This is a genomic window from Roseateles sp. P2_H4 (assembly GCF_056403315.1).
Genome location: NZ_JBFUFR010000002.1, coordinates 72,807 through 92,507 on the forward strand (window position 1 = coordinate 72,807; position 19,701 = coordinate 92,507).

Sequence of the window (19,701 nt, forward strand, 5' to 3'; positions counted from 1 at the left end):
CGCCATCAATGTCATCAGATGTAAACCCAAATGACATCGATAACATTAAGCCGCACAGTGCGGGACATCAGCAGCCGGCGAGGGTCGCGCCGGCTCGAAAACCCACAACGACCAACGGAGACAACCCATGAACCGCTACCCAGCTGCGGCACGTACCGCAACGAAGCCGATCGGCCTCGCCCCGTCCAAGCCCTCTTTCATCCGCACGCTTGGGAGCCCGCTGCGGGCATGACGCCGACAGCTTCGGTTGGACACCAGCCGCACAAGCGATGGACGAGTTAGCAAAGACCTTCGTCGCCGATGGCGGATACGCCAAAGCTTAGCCTTCAGTCCAGCAGCGAGAAATGCCCAAGGACGAGCAAGAGACGGCGCGCTCATCGACGACACGCCGCTTGCATGTAAGCGATTTCAATGTCCCTGAAACGAGGCTGCTGCCAAAAAACGGCGCGTCGATCGCCGTTTGCAGACGTAGGCTGCGCACCCCGAGCAGTTTGAGCGAGGAGCTAGTTGCATCATGACGAGCGGACCCGTTGATGAGATGGCCTATGGCCCGGTGACGCAATTGCTTCGGAAATGGGCCGAGGGCGATGGCCAGGCGTTCGAGCGCTTGATTCCGCTTGTCTATGACGATCTGCGTCATCTCGCGCGCCGCCATCTGCGCGGCGAGCGCTCAGGTCACACGCTCCAGGGCACCGGCCTGGTCCACGAAGCCTTCCTGCGGTTGTCGCAGGAACGCGCAGTGCAGTGGAAGTCGCGCTCCCAACTCTTTGCGCTGATCTCCAAGCTGATGCGCCACATCCTGGTCGATCATGCGCGCGCACGCCAGACAGGCAAGCGCGGTGGCGGTCAGATCGCGGTGAGCCTCGAAGAGATCCATGAGGTGCCCACGCATTGGGACCAGTCCGTCCAGGCGGGCGAGTTGGCGCTCAACATCCTGGCGCTGGACCAGTGCTTGCAAAGGCTGGAACGCCTCGACCCGCAGCAGAACCAGGTCGTTGAACTGCGCTACTTCGGCGGGCTCAGCATCGACGAGACCGCCGAGACGCTGGGGATTTCTGCGGCGACGGTGAAGCGGGAATGGGTGACGGCGCGCGCCTGGCTGCTGCGCGAAATGGCGCGGCCCGCTGCAGCAGCGCCCCGCCACGACCAGTACTCCGCCGCGGCGCCGGCATGAGCGGGTATCGCTGTCCCGGGAGACCCCACCCTTGAGCGCATCGCTGGAAGCCGAGCTGTGGCGGCGTGCCAAGGCCGTCGTGGCCGACGCCATCGAGCGTCCTGCACACGAGCGCAGGGCTTTCGCGCGGCAAGCCAGCGGCGGCGACGCCGTGCTGATGCGCGAGGTCGAAGAACTGCTAGTCGCCGCTGACATTGCGGCCAGCCCCCTGGACGAGTCCCCCGCCGAATTCATGCTCGAGGCGCTGGAGCAACGCGCGTCCGGGGCATGGCTGGGGCGGACACTGGGTACCTACCGGCTCGTGTCCCTGATTGCCCGCGGCGGCATGGGCGAGGTCTACCTCGGTGAACGCGCCGACGGCCATTACGAGCAGCAGGTGGCCATCAAGGTGATGAGGGCCGATGCCGACCAGGCCGTTGCGCTGGAACCGTTCTGGGCCGAGCGGCGCATCCTCGCCTCGCTCGACCATCCCAACCTCGCCAAGCTGATCGATGCCGGCGTCACGGATGACGGCGCACCGTGGTTTGTCATGGAGCTCGTTCAAGGCGACGCCATTGACGCCTACTGCGACGACCGCGCGCTCGGGGTGGACGAACGGCTGCGACTTTTCGTCACCGTCTGCCAGGTCGTGGGCTACGCACACCGACGCGGCGTGGTGCACCGCGACCTGAAGCCGAGCAACATCCATGTGCGCGACGACGGCACGGTGAAGCTGCTGGATTTCGGCATCGCCGAGCAGCTGCGTCCGGCGCCGGCCGACCCCAAGCCCACGGGCGGGTCCTATCGCATCCTGACGCCCGAATACGCCAGTCCCGAGCAGATCCGCGGCGAGCCGGTCTCGCCGGCGAGCGATGTCTACTCGCTGGGCGTGCTGCTGTACCGGCTGCTCGCCCGGACCAGCCCCTACGGTCGCGACGTCGGCGACGGCTCGCTGAACCAGGCGATTTGCGAACGCGACCCTCCCTGGCCAAGCCAGGCAATCGACGCCGCCTTGACCGGCGCCCGCGCCTTGAGGCGGCAGCTGCGCGGCGGCCTGGATGCAGTGGTCATGAAGGCCCTCCACAAGTCGCCGGCGCAGCGCTATGCCAGCGCCGCGGAACTGGCGGACGACCTCTCCCGGCACCTGCAAGGCCTCGCAGTGGAGGCCCGGCCCCATGCGTGGCGCTACCGCATGGGCCGCTTCCTGCGACGCCACCGCGTGGTGCTCTCGGCGTCACTGCTGGTTCTGGTGGTCGCCTCCACGGTGGCGGCCTATGAAGCGTATGAGGCACGTCGGCAGAAGGCCCGTGCGGAGCAGCACTTCGCCGATGTCCGCAAGCTGGCAACCCTCATGCTGCGTGACCTTCAAAAGGCGCTCGCCCCGTTGCCGGGAGGCACGGCGGCGCGACGCATGGTCGTTCAGAACGCGCTCGACTCGCTGCGGCATTTGAGCGCCGAAGCCGCAGGGGACGCCGAGCTGCAGATCGAACTGGCCAGCGGATACCGCAGCATCGGCGACATCCAGGGGCGCCCGTATTCGGCCAACCTCGGCGACCCGAAGAGCGCGCGCGAGAGCTATGACCGCGGCATCGCGCTGGTGAAGGATCTGGTCGGCAACCCGCGCGTCACCGAGCCGACCCAGTCCCATGCCATGGCTGCGCTCGCCCAGCTCTATCAGCGCAAGGGCACGTTGCTGGCCTCCCAGGATGACGATGCCGCCGCGGAGCCACTGGTGGCCCAGGGTGTCGGGCTGATGGACAAGCTGGCCGCACGTGGCCCGCTGGATCCCGAACTGCAGACCATCCATGCCGCCATGCATTCCCAGCTGGCGCAGGTCCAGCGCTTCGTCGACAAGGTGGAGCCCTTCTTCAAGAGCCTGGAAGCCGCCCGGCGCCTGTACCTGGCCATCCTGGCCAGCCGCCCTGGCGACGAGACGGCCACGTCCGGGCTCGCCACCACCTACCTGGAAGAAGGTACCTACTATTTCGAGCGCGATGCGGAAGCCGCGACGGTCCAGCTGGCCATCGCCTCATTCCGACGCGCCCTCGAGCTGCAGGAACCGATCGTGAAAAAGCATGGCGACGACGCGCGCCTGAAACGCAATTTCGCCGCCCATCACGCCAACCTGGCCGCGGCCCTGATGCGCGCCAAGCAGCCACGCGACGCGGCCAACGCCTACCGGCAGGCGGTCCAGATGCTCTCCGAGCTGAGCGGCCGGGACCCCAGCAACGCGCAACTGCGCGCCGAGGTGGCCATCGTCACCGGTTCGATGAGCAAGGCGCTGCTGGCCAACGGGGACGCGGTGGCCGCCGTTGCAGCGGCGCAGCAGGCGGTGGAGGGCTACAACAGCCTTCCCGAGGGTTCGCTGCGCGACCTGAATACCCGCTACAAGCAGGGTGTCGCCCACTATCTGCTGGGCCAGGCCCTTGCCGCCGGCCACCAGCATCAACGGGCGTGCGCCGCGTGGCGACGCAGCCTGGTCATCCTGCAGGAAGTGCAGAGCCGCAACGGTGTCGGGCCGACCGGCACCACGCCGGACGTCGTGTCGCAGTCACTGCGTCGCTGCGACCCATCGACACCCAACTAAAGCGTATCCAGCTGAAACGCCATGAGCTGGTCGCTCCGCGTTTCTCGCCTTAAGCGGTATCTGGAACTGGTGCGCAGCCGAGGTGGATGGCATGGGAATGTTGACGTCTTTGGGATCGGCGTTCCGCCGTGATGACTACCTTCAGCAGCCGGGAGCAAACGGCGTGGCGCCGGTCTTGCTGCACGACGAGCCGCCAGGAGTGGAACGAGACCTGACCCAGCAACGCCTGCTGCCGGCACTGCTGGTCGCGCTGATGGCTGCCGAGACGCCCGAGCTGCGCCAGCGCTCGGTGAAGGCGATGCTGCAGTCGCTCGGCTTTGAATGGCTGGGCTACGGCTGCTTCAGCCAGGCAGGGGACCGGCCCGTGCCGCGGTCGTTCTGCACGACCTATGCCGATCCTGCCTGGACCCAGCGCTATTTCACCGAGTCCTACCACCTGGTCGATCCGCGGCTGCAGCGCGTTCCCGAGTCTGGCCTGCCGGTCATGTGGACGCTTGACGAGCTGGAGGTCGAGGCCGACACGCCTTCCTACCTGCGGGGCCTGCGCCAGCGCTTCTTTGATGACCTGCGCGCCACCGGCGCCGGCAGCGGCGTGATGATGGGCCTGCCGGGCATGCCGGGGCGTGACCGCCACATCATCAGCCTGGTCTCGAAGCGACCGAGCCGCGACTGGATGACCGATGCGGTATTGGGCCAGGTCCTGACCCTGGCCCTGTGCCTGCATGAGTTCTACAGCCGCTACACGCTGGCGCCGCAAGCAAACGATCCGCGCAGCGCGGCCGGCACGCTGACGCCGCTGCAGAGCGAGATCCTGGCGCGGCTGGCGCGCGGCCTGCCCGACAAGCTCATTGCCGCCCAACTCGACCTCTCGCTGCACAACGTCGACTACCACATGCGCCAGTTGCGCAAGCGCTTCGGCGTGCGCAATCGCCTGCAACTGATGCAGGCCGCACTGGGGCCCACTCCGCACGTCGCCTGAGCGCCCGCCCGCTGTTGCGCGGGCGGCCTCGTCGGATGGACCCGCCGACGGGCCGGCGGCCCGGGTGGCGTTCATGACTTCGGCGCGTGGTAGCCATCGGGCAACACCAGCACATCGCCCACTTCGATGTAGTTGGGGTTCTGGCCGCCGCGCGCGTTGATGGGACGCTTGTCGCTTTCCATGCGGTCGTTGAGCCACAGGTTGTGGCCATAGATCCACTCCACGACCTTGGGATCATTGCCGGCGATGCTCCAGACGCTCTCATCCGCCTTCACGGTGTAGGTGTTGCCGCGTGCGGTCTTCGACGTGTCCACCGGCGCGGGCGGCGTGTCGTCGGGCTTGGGCAGGGGCGGCGGCGCCATGCCATGCGCCTGCAGCCAGTTCTTCAAGCCCTCACCCCCACGGGCAGACAGCCGGATGTTGACGTCGGCCATGCAATGGATCTCGCGCGACTCCGGGTTGTAGTCGATGAAGTAGTGCGCCTTGCTGGGGTCGTTGACCTTGGCGGCGCCGGGTGCGGCCGCGATGTCCTTGTCGTAGACCCAGCTGCCACCGCGGTAGTAGGTCTGCGTCATCGGGTCCTCGAAGCGCTTCTTGCTGCCGTTGTAGGCCACGCTCGAATAGGAAAGATCCACCTTGGTCGGGTCCTCGGGCAGGGCCAGGAAGGCCTCGTAGTGCTCCGGCGCCTGCTTGTCGGTGTCGTATTCGGACGCCTGGCGTACCTGCTCCAGCCGACCCGTGCGCTGCAGCTCGTTGACCCAGTCCACGAACTTGTCGGGGTCGCCCTTGGCATCGCTGTAGGCATCCAGCAGCCCCTCGGCCAGCGACTCGCCGCTGAGCCAGCGGTTGAAGTTGGCCTTCAGCAGGTCGCGGTCGGCGAGATTGTCGGCGGCGCCCGGCAACATGCCGGCGGCGGAGAGGAAGTCTCGATCCACCGATTCCAGCTGCTTGTGGATCTTCTGCTCATTGCCGTACCAGTTGACCAGGTCGGTCGCCGTCCAGGCCATGGTGGCCAGCCAGCCTGCAGGGCCGGCCTCCATGAAAGGGAGCTTCTTGGCCATGAACTTGCCGACCGCCTCGTAGATATTCGCCGGCGTCATCACCGCCTTCAAGCCGAAGCGGCCGAGCGCGTACTTGTTGACGGCGCCCTCGATGGCCAGCTGCGCCGCCTTGATCGGTCCATCGCGCGTCACAGCCGCGCCACCTCGTGCGGCGATCCGCTTGGCCTCCTCGGTGGTGACCAGCGGATCCTTCAGCAGGTTCCAGGCCCCCTTGAACTCGAGCGTCGAGATCGCGACGTCGTTGGACAGGTTGACGGTGGCGGTCCAGAAGTTGCGCTGGTCCACCGGTTTTCCGTCGATGAAGTTGTTGACTTCACCCTTCGCGCGGCTCAAGTCCCACACCGCGGCATCGGCATGCAGCAGGCCGAAGAAGCCGATGGACTTCCATTCGGCGGTGCGGGTGAACTCGCTGCCGCGCTCGATCGTGCTGAGGCTCGGCAGGCCCCTGGTGTCGTTGAGAACCCTCTGCATGCTCGGCGGCAGTGCCTGGGCGCCCTTGTGCGCCAGCGCGGCACCGGCCTCGAGCACCTTGATGCCCGCGAAGCCCCCCACCAGCCCCAGCAGCACCGGCTTGCGCCAGGACTCGCTCGAGTCGAACTTGAGGTTGTGATAGAGGTAGTCCGTGAACCACAGCTGCGTGACGCCCACCGCGCCCCAGCTCGCCGCCGCCGCCGGGCCATGGTTGCCCAGCCGCCCATAGCCAGCACCGTAGACCCCCTTGAGCTTGTTGTTCTCGATGGCGTTCTCGGCGAAGTCGCCGGTCCACTGCAGGTACAGGTTCACCGGCACCACCCCTGCAGCCGCAGGCGGTGTGATGCCGGCGTCGCGCATCCAGTTCAGCGACGAATGCACCGCCTGCTCCTTGATGCGGGTCGAGGCGGCATCGCTGCCCATCAGCATGGTCTTGGTGTAGTCGTCGTCCAGCAGCGCCGTGCGCTTGTCGTCCACCTGGCTGTAGCCGTCCTGCTTGCCCAGCCTGTCGTCCTGGCCATAGAAGGTGACCATCTCGGTGTCGCGCAGCAGCTGGTAGCCGCGCGCGTCCAGGGCGCGCTTGCCGTCCTCGAAGGCCTTGGCGAAGTCGGGGTGCTGCTTGATCACGGCCTGCAGCGCTTTCTGCTGCTGCTCCTCGGTCATCAGTTTGCCGAAGCGCAGCTGCGGCACTTCAAGCGCGGCCATGTCCTTGTGCTTGTCTTCGAACAGCTGGCGCGAGTTTTTCTTCAGGTCGTCCAAGCCCTTGGCGGTGCTTTGCAGGGTTTCCTTTGCGAGGTCGACCTCATGCCCGCCGGCCGGGCCCCAATCCATCTTGAACTGGAAGTCCTTTTCCTGCCTGGCCGTCTCCAGAGCCAGCGTCGCCCCTGAACCGTTGGCGATGGCGCGCTGGAAGCCGCCATTGAGACGCCCCTGCTGCGGCCCCCAGTTCTCGACGATGTTCATCGTGAAGGACTGCCCGGCAGACTCGACAGCCTTCTGCACTTCGTCGGATTCCCAGGCCATCACCGGCTTGCCGTCCGCGCTGTTGCCAGTCGGATGCGAGCCGGCCGCGGCGCGGTCGATGACCGTGCTGACACCGCCAATGATCTCGTCGAAGTCCTTCAGGCCGTAGCCCATCAGCATGTCGTTGTCCATGCCGCGGAAGGACTTGAAATCCTCAGGCGTGCCGTCGATCGTCATCAGCTCCGCGGAGTGGTCGCCATGCAGCGAGACGTCGTCGATCACCTTGTCCAGGGTGCCGTTGCCGTCCGGACCGAACAGCTTGTTGACGATGCGCGCCGTGATCTCGGGCGTGAGTTCGGGATGCTGGGCCGGGTCGGTCAGCTCCATCAACTTGCGCGTGGCCGCCGTGGCGGGTGCCGCATAGTTCTTGTCCCGTCGGTAGGTGTCCCCGTACTCGTCCTTGTAGTCCTTGACGCCCTTGTCGTAGGCGTCGGTGACGGCCTGGGCCGATTCGTTCACATAGCTGTCGACGAGCTTCTTCACGCCCGGGTCCGACATCACCAGCTCGCGGATCTGCAGGCTGGTGTCGGCCGGCATCGCCTTGCCGAGGGCGAGCATCTGGTTGGTCGTGCCGCTGGCGCTCTCGGTGTGGCTGATGATGCGCGCCGCTGCGGCCATGCGGGTCAGGTCTTCGTCACCCAGGTAGCGGTCGACCAGGCTCATCGCGGCGTCGTCGATCGCCTTGTCGCGCGCGGCGCCGTCCGGCTGCCCGGCGGCGGCCAACGAGATCTCGTGCCCCAGGGTCTCCATCACGGCATTGCGCTTGGTCTCGTAGTCAGCCAGGGCCGTCTTGTAGGCGCCCTCATCCGTGTGGCCGGTCGCGTTGAGCTGCGCCTGCAGCGTCGTGACCTGGTCGGTCGCGCGGTGGAACTCGTAGAGCTTGTTGCCGGTGTCGCGCTGCTGGGCGTTCTCGGTCTTGACCGTCTTCAATGCGGCGTCGACCACCATCTGCGCCTCGGGGTCGTCGCGGAAGCGCTTGGCGATCTCGTGCGCCGCATCCTCGGTGGCCACCGCGTTCTTCGCGTCGGCCTTGTAGGTCTGGCGCAGCTCCGCCGCGATGGCCTGCTCGCTCTTGGCGCGTTCCCGGATCGTCAGGTTGGCGGCGCTGCGGTAGGCCTGGGCCGCCTTCTCGTAGTCCTCGCTGCCGGGCTTGTACTTGGCGAGCTCCGCTTCCTTCTTGCGCGCGTCCAGCAGCAGCTCGTGGGACAGGTCGATCTCGTCGTCCGTGTAGGTCTTCATCGCCGCCAGGTCGGTGGGCGACGCACCTGCCACACCCGCCGGCTCCGGCACGCCAGCGATCAGCCGCACCGTGGACGCGAGCGTGTCGGGCGATGCCGCCAGCACCGAGCCCGCCGGCGCGTTCTGCGGCGATTGCAAGGCAAACAGCACCGCGTCGTGCAGCGCCCCCTTGCCGACGTTGTGCGCGCGCAGCGCATCGCCGAACAGGTCGAGCCCGTCGGCACCACCGCCTGGCTTGGCTGGCGCGGCGAGGTGATCCAGCAACGTGCGCGCGAGTTGCCGCGCCTGCGCCGGGTCGCCAGCGGCATCGGCCGCCGTGGCCAGGTCGTCGACCAATGCGTGGTACTCCGCCTTGTCGTCGATGCCCGTGGTCTTGCCGGCCTGGCCGTCGGTCGGCAGGTCGGTGTGGCGCGCCTCCTGGCCCGCCGTCTCGGCAAGCTTGCTGACCACCGGCTGGGCCTTGGCCATCAGCTGCTTGCGCTGCTCGGGGCTCAGGCTCGTGTCTCCCATCGCCTGCGCGAGCTGTTGGGCAGCGGTGGCGGCGCCCGACTGGGCGTAGACGTCCTGGATCTGCTGGGCATAGCCGTCGACGTCATGCTTGGCGACGGGCACGCCCTGCATGGGCTGCAGGAACGGTGGCGGATTGCCGCCCAGGGGCGGCTTTGGCTGCAAGGGCCCCAGCCCGGGCGACAGCGGGTTGTTGCCACCGAGCGGAGGCGTGGCGCGCAGCGGCCCCAGGCCGTTGACGAAGGGCGAACCGCTGTTGAAGAGGGGCGCGGCTGCCAATGGATCGTAGAAGGCGTAGGTCGCCCTGGCCTTGTCGACCTGCTTCTGCGCTTGCTGGGTGGCGGCCGACGGCGCGGCCGGCGCGCGGTTGTCCTGCGCGTCCTTCAGCCTGGCCTTGGCGAGGCCGTGTTCCTTCTCCTTGAACACGGCCTGGGCTTCGGCCTTGAGCGCATCTGCTTGCTTGGCCTTGTGTTCGTCCTTCAGCTTCGCTGCCTTCTCCTGGTCCTGTTGGGCCCGGGTCTGCTCCGCCTTGGCTTGCGCTTCCTCGGCAGCCTTGCGCGCGGCTTCGGCCTGGCGCTTGGCTTCCTCGGCGCGGCGGCGGGCCTCCTCGGCACGGCGGCGCGCTTCCTCGGCGGCGCGACGTGCGGCCTCCTCGGCACGGCGACGCGCTTCTTCGGCCTGTGCGGCGTCGTCCCGGCCGACGAAAGAACTGGACCCTACGGCGTCAAGCATTCACTCTCTCCTTGTCTGTGGCGGATGGGCCTGATGTGCATTCCTGCCCGGCGATCAACAGTAGTTGCAGGGGTGTCGCCATCGCAACTACGAGTCCACGTAGCTAGCTGTCGGGCTGCGCCCACTGCAGCAGCCGGGCCACCGGCGCATACAGCGAGCGCGGAATCGGCTGGTCCTGCGGCACCTCGTCGTACAGCAGCTCGGCCAACTGCGGGTCGAAGGCCATCGGGATCAACGCCTCGCCCGCCACGCGGCGGATCTGTGCGGCCAGCTCGGCCTCGCCGCGCACCAGCACGCGCGGCAGGTCGTGCTCGCCGAGGTACTGCAGGGCCACCGCCACGCGCTGCGAATGGATGACGGCCGAGGCCATGCGCACGCGGTCCGCCAGACTCGCGTACACGGCCTCGAAGTGGGCGCTGCGGCGGCGCGAGCGGTTCAGCGGGTCGCCCTCGGCGTCCTTGTGCTCGCGCCTCACCTCGTCGATGGACATGCGCAGGCCCTTGATGAACTCGTAGCGCGTGTGCGCGTAGTCCACGCCCGCCATCAGCGCATAGACGAGCCCCGCCCAGGCGAAGCTCTGCAGCACGAGGCTGGCGCCGACGCTCATCGCGGCCGACGGCGTCGCATAGCCGAGCTTCAGCGCGGTATCGAGGCAACCGCGGATCACCAGCCACATCACCGATGCGAGCAGCGCCGTCTTGACCATCATCTTCAGCAGGTTGATGAGGTTGCGCGTCGAGAAGATCTTCTGGAAGCCCTGTGCCGGGTTGAGCCGGTTGACGTCGGGCTTGATGCGCTCCCAGGCCAGCAGCCCGCCCACCTGCGCGAACGAACCGACGAAGCCGCCCGCCGCCGCCATCGCGCCCAGGCCCAGCATCGTGGCAACCAACACTCGCCCGGCGTGCAGCAGCAATGCCGGCACGCCGTCGTCCGGCGCGATGAACAGGCGCTCGCTGGTGGCATGCAGCCACAGCTCGCGCCACAGGCCGAAGATCGTGGCGCCGGCCAGCCACAAGGCCAGCACGGCGAACAGGAAGACGGCGCTGGACGCCACGTCGTGGCTGAACACCACCTCGCCGCGCTTGCGTGCGTCGCGCAGCTTCTTGGACGTCGGAGCCTGATCCTTCTCAGCCACCGCGGGGCCTCATGGAAGAGCGCAGGAACTCGAGCACGCCGTTGTCGGGCCGCAGGAACTGCTGCAGGGAATCCCACAGCACATACATGAACAGCATCATCATCAGTGCGGCCAGCAGGCCCTTGAGCGACTGCGTGCTCTGGAACACGTTGAGCTGCGGTGCCACGCGCTGCAGCAGGCCGGCGCCCAGCTCCACCAGCATCAGCACCAGGATGACCGGCGCGGCCAGCTTGACGATCCAGGTGAACAGGGTGTCGCCCTGGCGGATGGCGAAGGCCTCGATGACGTGGCTCAGGTCCGGAAAGAAGTCGGCCACCGGCCACAGCCGGTAGGAGTCCACCACCGCACCCACCAGCGCCAGCATGCCGCCCGCCGACACGAAGAGGTTGATGACGACCCAGCCGAGGAACTCGCCGGTGGGGCCGTTGTCATGCCCTGCCACGGGGTCGAAGAAAGCGGCGTTGCTGGTGCCGGTCTGGAAGTCGATCAGGTCGCCCACGCTCTGGATGGCCCAGAAGAAGATGCCGAAGCCCAGGCCCAGCATCACGCCGATCAGCGCCTCCTTGGCGGCGATGGCCACCCACATCGTCACCGACAGCGCCGGCATCACGCCAGCCAGCGGCGACATGAACAGCGCCAGCATCAGCATCAGCGAATTGCGCGACATGCCGGTGATGACGTTGGGCGACAGGAAAGGCGTCACGGCGAACACGGCGAACAGCCGCGGCATCGTCAGCGCGATGGAAGCGAGCAGCTGCTCGGGATGGAGGAAGGCGGACTCGTCCATCAGGCCCGCCGCGCCGCCGACCACAGCTGCACCGAGGCTTCCTCGGTCGCTTCGTCCTGCCGGCGCTCCTGCTGCGCACGTTGCTCTGCCAAGGCGCGCTGCTGCATCTGCCTGGCCTTCTCCAGCTCCGCGCTGGCGCGGCGCAGCTGCGCGCGGCTCGCGTCGAGCAGCCCTGCAGCCTGCGCCACCACGACCTGTGCCTGCACCGCGGCCGCGCCGGCCGTCACGATGCGCCCGTCGAGCGCGCGGCTCCAGGCTCCCGCCTGGCGCATCTGCGCCACGCTGCAGCCGCCCTCGCCCACGGCCGCCACAGTGGACTGCCAGTGCTGCGCCTTGGCCTGGTGCTGCTGCAGCCATTGCTGCTCGGCCTCTTGCGCCCTCGCCTCGCAGGCCTGCAGCGCCCGCTGGTCACGCCCGACGGCCTGCAGCGCGCTGCGCTGATGGCGCTCGCGCACGTCGGCCAGCAGCTTCCAGGCGATGGCCATGTCACACGCCCTCGGCGAGCCGCCGCAGCGCCGCCAGGGTCTGCTCGAAGGCTTGGCGGTCGCCGGGCTTCTGCGCGAGGAACTGCTGCGTCGCAGCCCGGCGCTGCACCGCCAGGTCGGCCAGCGCTTCGGCGCCCTGGCGGTACTCGCCGATCTGGATCAGCAGCTCCAGCTCCTGGTACTTGGCCATCAGGGAGCGCAGGCGCCCGGCCGCCTGCGCATGCTCGGGCGACGCCACGGCCGACATCACGCGGCTCACGCTGGCCAGCACATCGATGGCGGGGTAGTGGTTGGCCGCGGCGAGCTTGCGCGACAGCACGATGTGGCCGTCCAGGATGGAGCGAACCTCCTCGGCGATGGGGTCGCTGTCGTCCTCGCCCTCGGTCAGTACCGAATACACGGCGGTGATGGAGCCGCGCTCGCCCTGCCCCGCGCGCTCCAGCAGTTGCGGCAGCATCGAGAAGATCGACGGCGGGTAGCTGCGCCGCGTGGGCGGCTCGCCGCTGGCCAGGCCGATCTCGCGCTGGGCGCGCGCAAAGCGCGTCAGCGAGTCCACCAGCAGTAGCACCTTCTGCCCCTGGTCGCGGAAATGCTCGGCGATGGTGGTGGCCACATAGGCCGACTTGATGCGCTCCATCGGGGGCCGGTCGGAGGTGGACACCACCATCACCGTGCGAGCCATGCCATCGGTGCCAAGGCTGCGCTCGATGAACTCCTTCACCTCGCGGCCACGCTCGCCGATCAGCGCCACCACGTTGACGTCGGCCGTGGAGCCCCGCGCCAGCATGCCCAGCAGCGTGCTCTTGCCCACGCCGGGCGGCGAGAACACACCCACGCGCTGGCCCTCGCCCAGCGTCAGCAGGCCGTCGATGGCGCGGATGCCGGTGGCCAGCGGCTCGGCCACCATGCGTCGCGCCAGCGGGTTCACCGGCTGACGCTGGACCGGCATGCGCGCCATTGCCTTCAGCGGGCCCTTGCCGTCCATGGGCTCACCCATGGCGTCGAGCACCCGCCCGAGCAGCCCGGGCCCGACGGGGCAGACATGGCCGCGGCCCGAGGGCACCACCTCGGTCAGCGCGGAGATGCCGGTGGTCGGCCCCAGCGGCGTCAGGATGGCCACCTGCTTCTGGAAGCCCACCACCTCCGCCAGCAGCGGTGGCTCGCCCGGCGTGCGCAGCTCGCAGAGTTCGCCCACATGGGCCTGGATGCCGGTCGCGTCGATCAGCATGCCCACTGCCTTGCTGACGCGGCCGCGCACGCCCACGGTGGGCAGGTGGCCGAAGGCGCGCGACAGGTCGTCGACGATGCTTTGCGTGGCCAGCTCGTCCATCAGCCCTGCTCCGTGGGCTGCAGCAACCCGCTGCGCTCCACCGCGGCGCGAAACGCGTCGAGCTGCGCATCAACACCGATCTGCAGCGTGCCCGAGGGCGTCTGCAGCACGCAGGCCTGGGCCGGCAGGGCCGGGTCGGCCACCACGGCCAGCGCCTGGGCCCAGGCCAGCTCGCCGCCGATCTGCCGCAGAGCCGTGCGCACATGCTCCTCCTGCGCAGGCGCCACGCGCAACATGACGAAGGGCTCGTGGCGTACCAGGGTGTCGACGCGGCGCAGCGCGGTCTCCAGCAGCGCCGCCGGATCGGCCTCGCCCAGGAACTGCCGCACGGCCTGGGCGACGATCTGCGCCATCGCCGCGCGCAGTGCCTGYAGCTGGCGCTGCGCGGCCAGGGCCTCGCCCACCAGCTGCTGGGCGTACTCGGCGCGTGCCGCCTCCAGCCCCTGCTCATGACCCTGGCGGCGGCTGTCCTCGGCCTGCTGCCGGGCCTGCTGCTCGATGCGGCGCGCCTCCTGCCGCGCGGCCTCCACGACGGCCGAGGCGTCCAGCAGCGCGGCGTACTCGGCCTCCTTCAGCACCTTGCGCTCGCTGAGCAGCTGCAGGTTGTCGGTCGTGATCAGAAAAGCCAGTCCCATTGCGGCAGTCTTTCCGGGACGATGCACAGCAGCATCAGCTCCCTGAGTTGTTCGAGCTGGCGCGGCTGCAGCGGTGGCACGCGCAAGCGGCTCACGCGCTGCGGCAACTTGRGCCGGATGCGCTGCAGCACCGCAGCCCCCTCGGGCAGCAGCGCGCCCGTCAGCAGCCGGTAGCCGCGCTGCACCATCACATGGCCGGCCGCATGAGGGTGCTCTTGCAGCCGCTGCACGTCGACGCGGATGTGGGTGAGCTGGGGCACGCGGTCGAGCATGAAGTCGACCGCGTCATCGGCCACGCGCAGCGCCTGCCGCCGCACCTGGCTCCCCAGGCCACCCCGCAGACCGAACAGCGGCTTGTGCGCCGCGAAGCCACAGTAGATGGCCAGCAGCCGCAGCGAGGTGGCGTCCATCAGGTCCACGCGCTTGAGCTGGGAATCGAACTGCAGGTCCACGGTCTCGTCGGCCAGGCCGCGGGCGCGCAGCAGTTGGCCAAGCACCGCACGGCCGGCGGGCCCGAGTTGCGCGGTCGTGCGATGGCGCACCGGCCAGTCGGGCGGCAGCCAGCTGGGATGCAACCCGTCCTCGGGGTGCAGTCCCTGGCGCAGCGCCAGTCGCAGCATGTCGAGCGGGCCATGCTCGGCTGCCGGTGGCGCTGCGTCGGTGACAGGCTGCAAGGTTCGCACGTCAGTTGCTCCACCGCGCTTTGCGCGGCCCGCGGCACACAGAACTTGCGGGCCGAGCGCCGGGCCGCTCCCTAGCCGGCCCGCGCTGGCGATGTGCTTGCGGCTCGATGCCGCAAGCATCGCCGTCCCCTCGGGGGACCGACCGGACTCGCTCGCGTTCAGCGATGCGAGGTTGGGCGAGGGGCAGCTTCATTTCAGCGCTTCAACAGCTGGCGCCGCGCCCAGGTGCGCCAATCGAGGCCCTGCCGGCGCAGCAGGCCAGGCAGCGCGATCAGGCAGGCCACTGCGGCCAGCAGCAGCACAGCGAGCGTGATCATGGTGCGGTCAAACGACAGGCCGGCCACCTCATAGCGCGGTGGCGTGTCGACGGCGGCCAGCGCCGCACCGCCGGGCCGCTTGGCCTCCACCAGCGACAGCGAGACCTGGTCATGCGACAGCCCCTCGATGCTGTGCGCCACCATGTCCTTGACGGTGGGCGCCAGCAGCCGCAGGTCCACGTCGGGGCGGTATTTGATGAAGACCGCTGCCGACGAGGGCTTGAGCTTGTCGCTCAGCGGGTCGTTGGCCGGGATCACCACATGCACCCGGGCGGCCACCACGCCGTCGATGGTGCGCAGCGTCTGCGACAGCTCCTGCGACACCGCATAGATGTAGCGCATGCGCTCTTCCGACGGCGTGGACACCAGGCCCTGCTTCTGGAAGACGTCGCCGATGCTGGCGTAGCGGTCGTGCGGCAGCCCCTGCGAGCGCAGCACGTCCAGGGCCGCGGGCAGGCGGCTTTCCTCGACCTTGAGCTGCCAGAGGCCGCCCTCGGCAGCCTCCTTCTCGGCGGGGATGCTCTCCGAGGTCAGCGCGGCCAGCATCTCGTTGGCCTCACGCTCGTTGAGGTTGGAATAGAGGTCGACCTTGCAGGCGGCAAGGGCGAGGCACACGACCAGGGCCGCGGCGGTGCAGAGTTGCCTAGCCATTGTTCTTCAGCAAGGAGTTGAACTGGTTGCTGCAGGCGCTGGCCAGGGCCGTGCACATATGCATCTTGCTGAAGTAGGTCATGGAGTCGTTGCTGAACCTGACGATCTCCATCTGCGCGCGACCGAATTCGACGGCGGCGGTCTGCGGATCGCCCAGGTCGGCTGCCGGCACCATGCGGTGGGCCATCAGCTCGCTGGCCCCGGGGCGCTGGCCGAAGAACTGGTCGGCAGCGCTGGACAGCGATTGCAGCGAGCCGGTGCCGCCGCTTGAAGGGCGAACCATGTAGCCGGCGAATTGCTTCGCCTCTGCCGGATCGATCGCAGCCGGCGCCGTGGCGCTGGCCTGGACCGCAACGGCCATGGCATCAACGGGTTGGACCATGATGACCTCGCTGGGGTGAAAGGGATGAAGAAGAAATGCCGCCCCGGCGCCGGGGCGGCGAGACGCGGGAAGGTCAGACCTTCTGCGACTGCTGGCGAACGTCGCTGGCCGCCTGCAGGACCGTGTTGGTCTGCTGGGCGTTGGCCGACGTGATGGCCGCGGTGCGCTGGGCGCTTTGCGACGTCACGGTGCTGAAGATGGTCAGCTGCTTGTTCTGTTCCAGGATTGCCTTGCTGTCCAGTCCGGACTCGGGTGCGGCTACGGCCATGGTTTGACTCCTAACGTCAAAGGTTGATGACATGACAAAAATCGCCCCCGCCCTCATGGACGGAGGCATTCCGCACGAAGGCCAGGCCTCCGGTGCGAAATCCTGTGGTGCTCATCGCGCGCCCTCCCTGCCTGGTGACACCACCAGGCCATCGGCCTCGATGCGCTTGAGTTCGGCGCCCGACTTGAGCACCGCCCCCTCGTAGTAGCGGTTGCCATTGGCGAGCTGGATGTAGCTCATGCCACTGGCGTCCTGCGTGATGCTGACCATGCGCGACGGCAGCACGCTCTGCCACGCGTCCCACTGCGCGCGCTGCTGTTCGCCCGCGCGGTCGACCTGGGGCCGCGGCCGCAGCTTCACCTGGTCGGACACCAGCACCGCGGGATGCAGGTCGTCGGCCAGGCGACGGATCTTCTGGCGCACCGATTCGTCCTCGGTCGCGCCGGCCACCACCAGCCGGCCCTGGCCCGCGTAGCTCATCGAGATGCCGGGGTCGCTCACGTAGCGGCGCGCCTGCTCGACGATTTCCTCGGCCGCGTGCACGCTGGTGCTGACCTGCCGGCCAAAAGGCGCCATGGTCTCGGCCAGTGCCTGCTTGCGCTGGCGCGATTCGACGTAGCCGCGCACGTTGAAACGGCCGCCGGCGACCGCGACCACTTCGACCTCGGGGAAGGGCTTCAGCGCCTTCTCCACCTCGGCCAGGTCGACCGTGGCGGCGCGGGTCGAGCTGCCCGCACCGCCGGCCCAGGCCAGCACGCCGGCCGCCCCGCCGACCGCCAGTACCACCACCGCCACGCTCAGCCAGGGCGAGCCACGGCGCGCGGGCGCCTGCAGCAGGGCGGCGGGCGGCGCGTCGCCGGGCATGATGCTTTCGGCCCACTCGGACGCCGGGTCGTCGTGCTCGGGCGCGGGATAGCTGCGGTCGACCTGGAAGTCGATGCTGCCGACCGACACCACGTCGCCCGCCACCACGCCCTTGCGCTGGGCCTGCACGTCCTGGCCGTTGAGCCTCACGGCGGCCGCGCCGACCTTCTGCAGCGACATCGCCAGTTCACCCACCGTGAACACCAGGTGGCGCGGCAGCACGTCGCTGCCGGGCAGCATGACCTCGCACTCGCCCGAAGCGCCCAGCGTGTTGACGCCAGGCTTGAGCGCAATGGTGCGGCCCTTGACCGCGCCACTGAGAAAGCGCAGGCACCAGCCCGGCACGGCGGCCGTGGTGGTGGTGTGGGCCCGCGCGTTCATTGCGTGGGCTCCTGCTGCACTGGCAGCGGCGGCTTGCTGCCGGGCGTGACGAGGCGCGGCGTCAGCAGATAGAAGCGCTCCATATTGTTCTGCTTTTTCTCGCTGTACTGGAACAGCTTGCCCAGCACCGGGATGCTGGACAGCAGCGGCACGCCCGAGGTCGCGTTGGCCTTCTCCTCCGAGGTGTAGCCGGCGATCAGCAGGCTCGTGCCTTCGTCCACCAGCGCCTGGGTGTTGACGGTGCGCCGCCGCACGACGGGGATGCGGTCGACGGTGGTGCTGCTGACGTCGCCGTCCTCGATGTCGATGGACATCAGCACGCCGCGGCCCTCCTTGTCGTCGACGATCAAGGGCGTCACGCGCACCGCGGTGCCGGCCGTGACGCTGTACAGGCTCGAATCCTGGAAACCGTCGACCCGCACATAGAACTCGCTGAGGTTCTCCAGCACCGCCTCGTTGTTGTCCAGCGTCAGCACCTTGGGCCGCGCGATGAAGTTGGCATTGCCCTTCTGGGCCAGCGCGCTGACGCGAGTCAGCAGGTAGTTGCGCAGGTCGTTGCCGATGGAGGCGGTGAACAGCGCGCCCAGCGGCGTGCTGGGGTTGCCCTGCGGGTTGACGGTGACGACCTGACCGGCCTCGGAGTTGGCGTTGCCGAAGGTCAGCGGCGGCAGGTTGCCGCGGCCGATCTGCAGGTCGCCGTGGCGGGCATGCAGCCGCCAGTCCACGCCCAGGCTGTCCAGCGTGTTGGTGCTGATGTCCATGATCGTGACCTCGATCTCGATCAGGCGCGGCCGCACGTCCATGGTCTGGATGAGCTTCTCGTAGCGCGCCATGCGCTCGGGCGTGTCGCGCACCAGCACCGCATTGAGCCGCGTGTCGGGCTGGAACTGCGGCAGTTCGCCGCTGGAGAACTCGGGGCCGCCGCCGTCACCATCATCCTCGGTCGCGCCGCTGCCCTCGCTGGACAGCTTGGCCACGCCGGCGTCGGCGCTGACGCCGAGCTTGGTGCGCCGCACCGGCCCGGTCACGGCCGAGGGTGCCGCTGCGCGCGCTGCCCCGGTGCGGCCATACAGATTGCGCAGCACGGTCGCCACGCCAGGAATGGACACCTGCTTGCCGGCGCGATTCATCTTGAAGTCGGCGGCCCAGGCATAGCGCAGCGGGAACACCTGCACCTCGGCACGGTCGTCGCGTGCCGCGCGCTGGTCGATCAGCCGCACCGTCTGGCGCACCAGTTCCACATAGCGCTTGGGACCCGAGACGTAGACGTTGCCATCCGCCTCGCTGATCTGCAGCGGATAGCGGGCGTCGGCAATCTTGAGCCGGGCCAGCGTGTCGGCGATGCGCTGCGCGTTCTTGCCGGCGATGGTGAACACCTCGCTGCGCGTGTCGGCGGCGGGGTCGACAAACAGAAAGGCACCGTCGTAATACCAGGTCAACCCGTTGGCCGCGCAGATATTGCTCAGCACCATCTGCACCGCACCGGGCTGGCTGCCGGTGATGGCGAAGCGGCCGCTGATGGTGCCGCCGACCTTGCCGTCGATGACCGCCGTGACGCCCTGCGACGCCGCCAGCTCGCGCAGGAAGTCGCCTACCGGCTTCTCGTTGGCTTCCATGCGGAAGGGCCGGCCGTTGCGCGGCAGGTCGGCCGCCCTGGCGGGGCTGGCCAGCAATGCCGCGACCAGGCCGGCGCAAAACAGGAGGTAGACGAAGCGCAGCATCAGCTCAGCGAAGTCAGGGTTTGGAAAGCGCGCTCGGCGAAGCGCAGCACATCGCGGCCGAGCCAGCCGGCCGTCACCACGAGGGCGATCAGCACTGCAATCAGGCGGACCGATTGGCCGATGCTCTGGTCCTGGATCTGCGTGACCGCCTGCAGCACGGCCACGACCAGCGAGGTCAGCGTGGACACCAGCACCATGGGCAACGAGACCATCAGCACGATCAGCAGTCCTTCGCGCGTGATGTCGAGGATGCTCTGAGGGGTCATTGATGCACCCTTCGGCCTGCGGCCTGTCCCGCCGAGCGGGAGCG

Annotated in this window: 16 protein-coding genes; 3 read left to right on the plus strand and 13 right to left on the minus strand. The window is 68.5% G+C overall.

From position 1 onward, the window contains the following. The first annotated feature begins 538 nt into the window (after positions 1-538). The 3 genes from AC1DW3_RS02025 (at position 539) to AC1DW3_RS02035 (ending at position 4,719) form a co-directional block, all read left to right on the plus strand. Complete coding sequence (locus tag AC1DW3_RS02025) at positions 539-1,174, plus strand: sigma-70 family RNA polymerase sigma factor (RefSeq protein WP_477928115.1); 636 nt, start codon at positions 539-541, stop codon at positions 1,172-1,174. A 31-nt stretch (positions 1,175-1,205) separates the two neighbouring features. Then, positions 1,206-3,740, plus strand: coding sequence for a protein kinase domain-containing protein (locus AC1DW3_RS02030; protein ID WP_477928117.1), 2,535 nt, complete (start codon positions 1,206-1,208; stop codon positions 3,738-3,740). A 199-nt stretch (positions 3,741-3,939) separates the two neighbouring features. Next, positions 3,940-4,719 carry a helix-turn-helix transcriptional regulator gene (locus AC1DW3_RS02035; RefSeq protein ID WP_477928119.1) on the plus strand — a complete coding sequence of 260 codons (780 nt, stop codon included), beginning with the start codon at positions 3,940-3,942 and terminating at the stop codon, positions 4,717-4,719. A 71-nt stretch (positions 4,720-4,790) separates the two neighbouring features. Here AC1DW3_RS02035 and AC1DW3_RS02040 read toward each other — a convergent pair whose 3' ends face one another. The 13 genes from AC1DW3_RS02040 to sctS all read right to left on the minus strand — a co-directional run bounded on the left by AC1DW3_RS02040 (position 4,791) and on the right by sctS (position 19,657). Further along, a complete protein-coding gene (locus tag AC1DW3_RS02040) occupies positions 4,791-9,752 on the minus strand; it encodes an MCP four helix bundle domain-containing protein (RefSeq protein WP_477928120.1) in 4,962 nt (1,653 codons plus the stop codon). 103 nt (positions 9,753-9,855) lie between these two features. Then, a complete protein-coding gene (locus AC1DW3_RS02045; protein WP_477928122.1) occupies positions 9,856-10,887 on the minus strand; it encodes an EscU/YscU/HrcU family type III secretion system export apparatus switch protein in 1,032 nt (343 codons plus the stop codon). Further along, the gene (gene sctT / locus AC1DW3_RS02050; RefSeq protein ID WP_477928124.1) at positions 10,880-11,674 is read right to left on the minus strand and encodes a type III secretion system export apparatus subunit SctT; all 795 of its coding nucleotides are present in this window, start codon (positions 11,672-11,674) and stop codon (positions 10,880-10,882) included. The genes AC1DW3_RS02045 and sctT overlap by 8 nt, the downstream gene beginning before the upstream one ends. Beyond that, complete coding sequence (locus AC1DW3_RS02055) at positions 11,674-12,159, minus strand: serine kinase (RefSeq protein WP_477928126.1); 486 nt, start codon at positions 12,157-12,159, stop codon at positions 11,674-11,676. The genes sctT and AC1DW3_RS02055 overlap by 1 nt, the downstream gene beginning before the upstream one ends. A gap of 1 nt (position 12,160) precedes the next feature. Then, positions 12,161-13,489, minus strand: a complete 1,329-nt coding sequence (gene sctN, locus AC1DW3_RS02060) for a type III secretion system ATPase SctN (RefSeq protein WP_477928128.1) — start codon at positions 13,487-13,489, stop codon at positions 12,161-12,163. Beyond that, entirely contained in the window at positions 13,489-14,124 is a 636-nt protein-coding gene (gene sctL / locus AC1DW3_RS02065; protein WP_056193343.1) for a type III secretion system stator protein SctL, read from the minus strand. The genes sctN and sctL overlap by 1 nt, the downstream gene beginning before the upstream one ends. Continuing rightward, positions 14,106-14,807: a type III secretion system protein gene (locus AC1DW3_RS02070; RefSeq protein WP_477928130.1), complete on the minus strand. Its 702-nt coding sequence runs from the start codon at positions 14,805-14,807 to the stop codon at positions 14,106-14,108. Before AC1DW3_RS02070 ends, sctL begins: the two co-directional genes overlap by 19 nt. A 194-nt stretch (positions 14,808-15,001) precedes the next feature. Next, positions 15,002-15,775, minus strand: coding sequence for a type III secretion system inner membrane ring lipoprotein SctJ (gene sctJ / locus AC1DW3_RS02075; protein ID WP_477928132.1), 774 nt, complete (start codon positions 15,773-15,775; stop codon positions 15,002-15,004). Beyond that, positions 15,768-16,157 (minus strand): hypothetical protein, encoded by a 390-nt coding sequence (locus AC1DW3_RS02080; protein ID WP_457321805.1) that lies wholly within the window; start codon positions 16,155-16,157, stop codon positions 15,768-15,770. The genes sctJ and AC1DW3_RS02080 overlap by 8 nt, the downstream gene beginning before the upstream one ends. Before the next feature lie 73 nt (positions 16,158-16,230). Then, positions 16,231-16,425, minus strand: a complete 195-nt coding sequence (locus AC1DW3_RS02085) for a hypothetical protein (protein WP_056193332.1) — start codon at positions 16,423-16,425, stop codon at positions 16,231-16,233. Between the two features lie 111 nt (positions 16,426-16,536). Continuing rightward, on the minus strand, positions 16,537-17,670 hold the full coding sequence (locus tag AC1DW3_RS02090) for an FHA domain-containing protein (protein WP_477928135.1): 1,134 nt from the start codon (positions 17,668-17,670) through the stop codon (positions 16,537-16,539). Then, positions 17,667-19,391, minus strand: a complete 1,725-nt coding sequence (gene sctC / locus AC1DW3_RS02095) for a type III secretion system outer membrane ring subunit SctC (RefSeq protein WP_477928136.1) — start codon at positions 19,389-19,391, stop codon at positions 17,667-17,669. The genes AC1DW3_RS02090 and sctC overlap by 4 nt, the downstream gene beginning before the upstream one ends. After that, positions 19,391-19,657, minus strand: coding sequence for a type III secretion system export apparatus subunit SctS (sctS, locus tag AC1DW3_RS02100; RefSeq protein WP_457355492.1), 267 nt, complete (start codon positions 19,655-19,657; stop codon positions 19,391-19,393). The genes sctC and sctS overlap by 1 nt, the downstream gene beginning before the upstream one ends. Positions 19,658-19,701 lie beyond the last annotated feature (44 nt).

Coding starts and splice junctions, on each gene's coding strand:
- sctS (WP_457355492.1), bottom strand. CDS start 19,657: ATGACCCCTCAGAGCATCCTCGACATCACGCGCGAAGGACTGCTGATC.
- sctJ (WP_477928132.1), bottom strand. CDS start 15,775: ATGGCTAGGCAACTCTGCACCGCCGCGGCCCTGGTCGTGTGCCTCGCC.
- AC1DW3_RS02025 (WP_477928115.1), top strand. CDS start 539: ATGGCCTATGGCCCGGTGACGCAATTGCTTCGGAAATGGGCCGAGGGC.
- sctT (WP_477928124.1), bottom strand. CDS start 11,674: ATGGACGAGTCCGCCTTCCTCCATCCCGAGCAGCTGCTCGCTTCCATC.
- AC1DW3_RS02040 (WP_477928120.1), bottom strand. CDS start 9,752: ATGCTTGACGCCGTAGGGTCCAGTTCTTTCGTCGGCCGGGACGACGCC.
- AC1DW3_RS02090 (WP_477928135.1), bottom strand. CDS start 17,670: ATGAACGCGCGGGCCCACACCACCACCACGGCCGCCGTGCCGGGCTGG.
- sctC (WP_477928136.1), bottom strand. CDS start 19,391: ATGCTGCGCTTCGTCTACCTCCTGTTTTGCGCCGGCCTGGTCGCGGCA.
- AC1DW3_RS02055 (WP_477928126.1), bottom strand. CDS start 12,159: ATGGCCATCGCCTGGAAGCTGCTGGCCGACGTGCGCGAGCGCCATCAG.
- AC1DW3_RS02085 (WP_056193332.1), bottom strand. CDS start 16,425: ATGGCCGTAGCCGCACCCGAGTCCGGACTGGACAGCAAGGCAATCCTG.
- AC1DW3_RS02080 (WP_457321805.1), bottom strand. CDS start 16,157: ATGGTCCAACCCGTTGATGCCATGGCCGTTGCGGTCCAGGCCAGCGCC.
- sctN (WP_477928128.1), bottom strand. CDS start 13,489: ATGGACGAGCTGGCCACGCAAAGCATCGTCGACGACCTGTCGCGCGCC.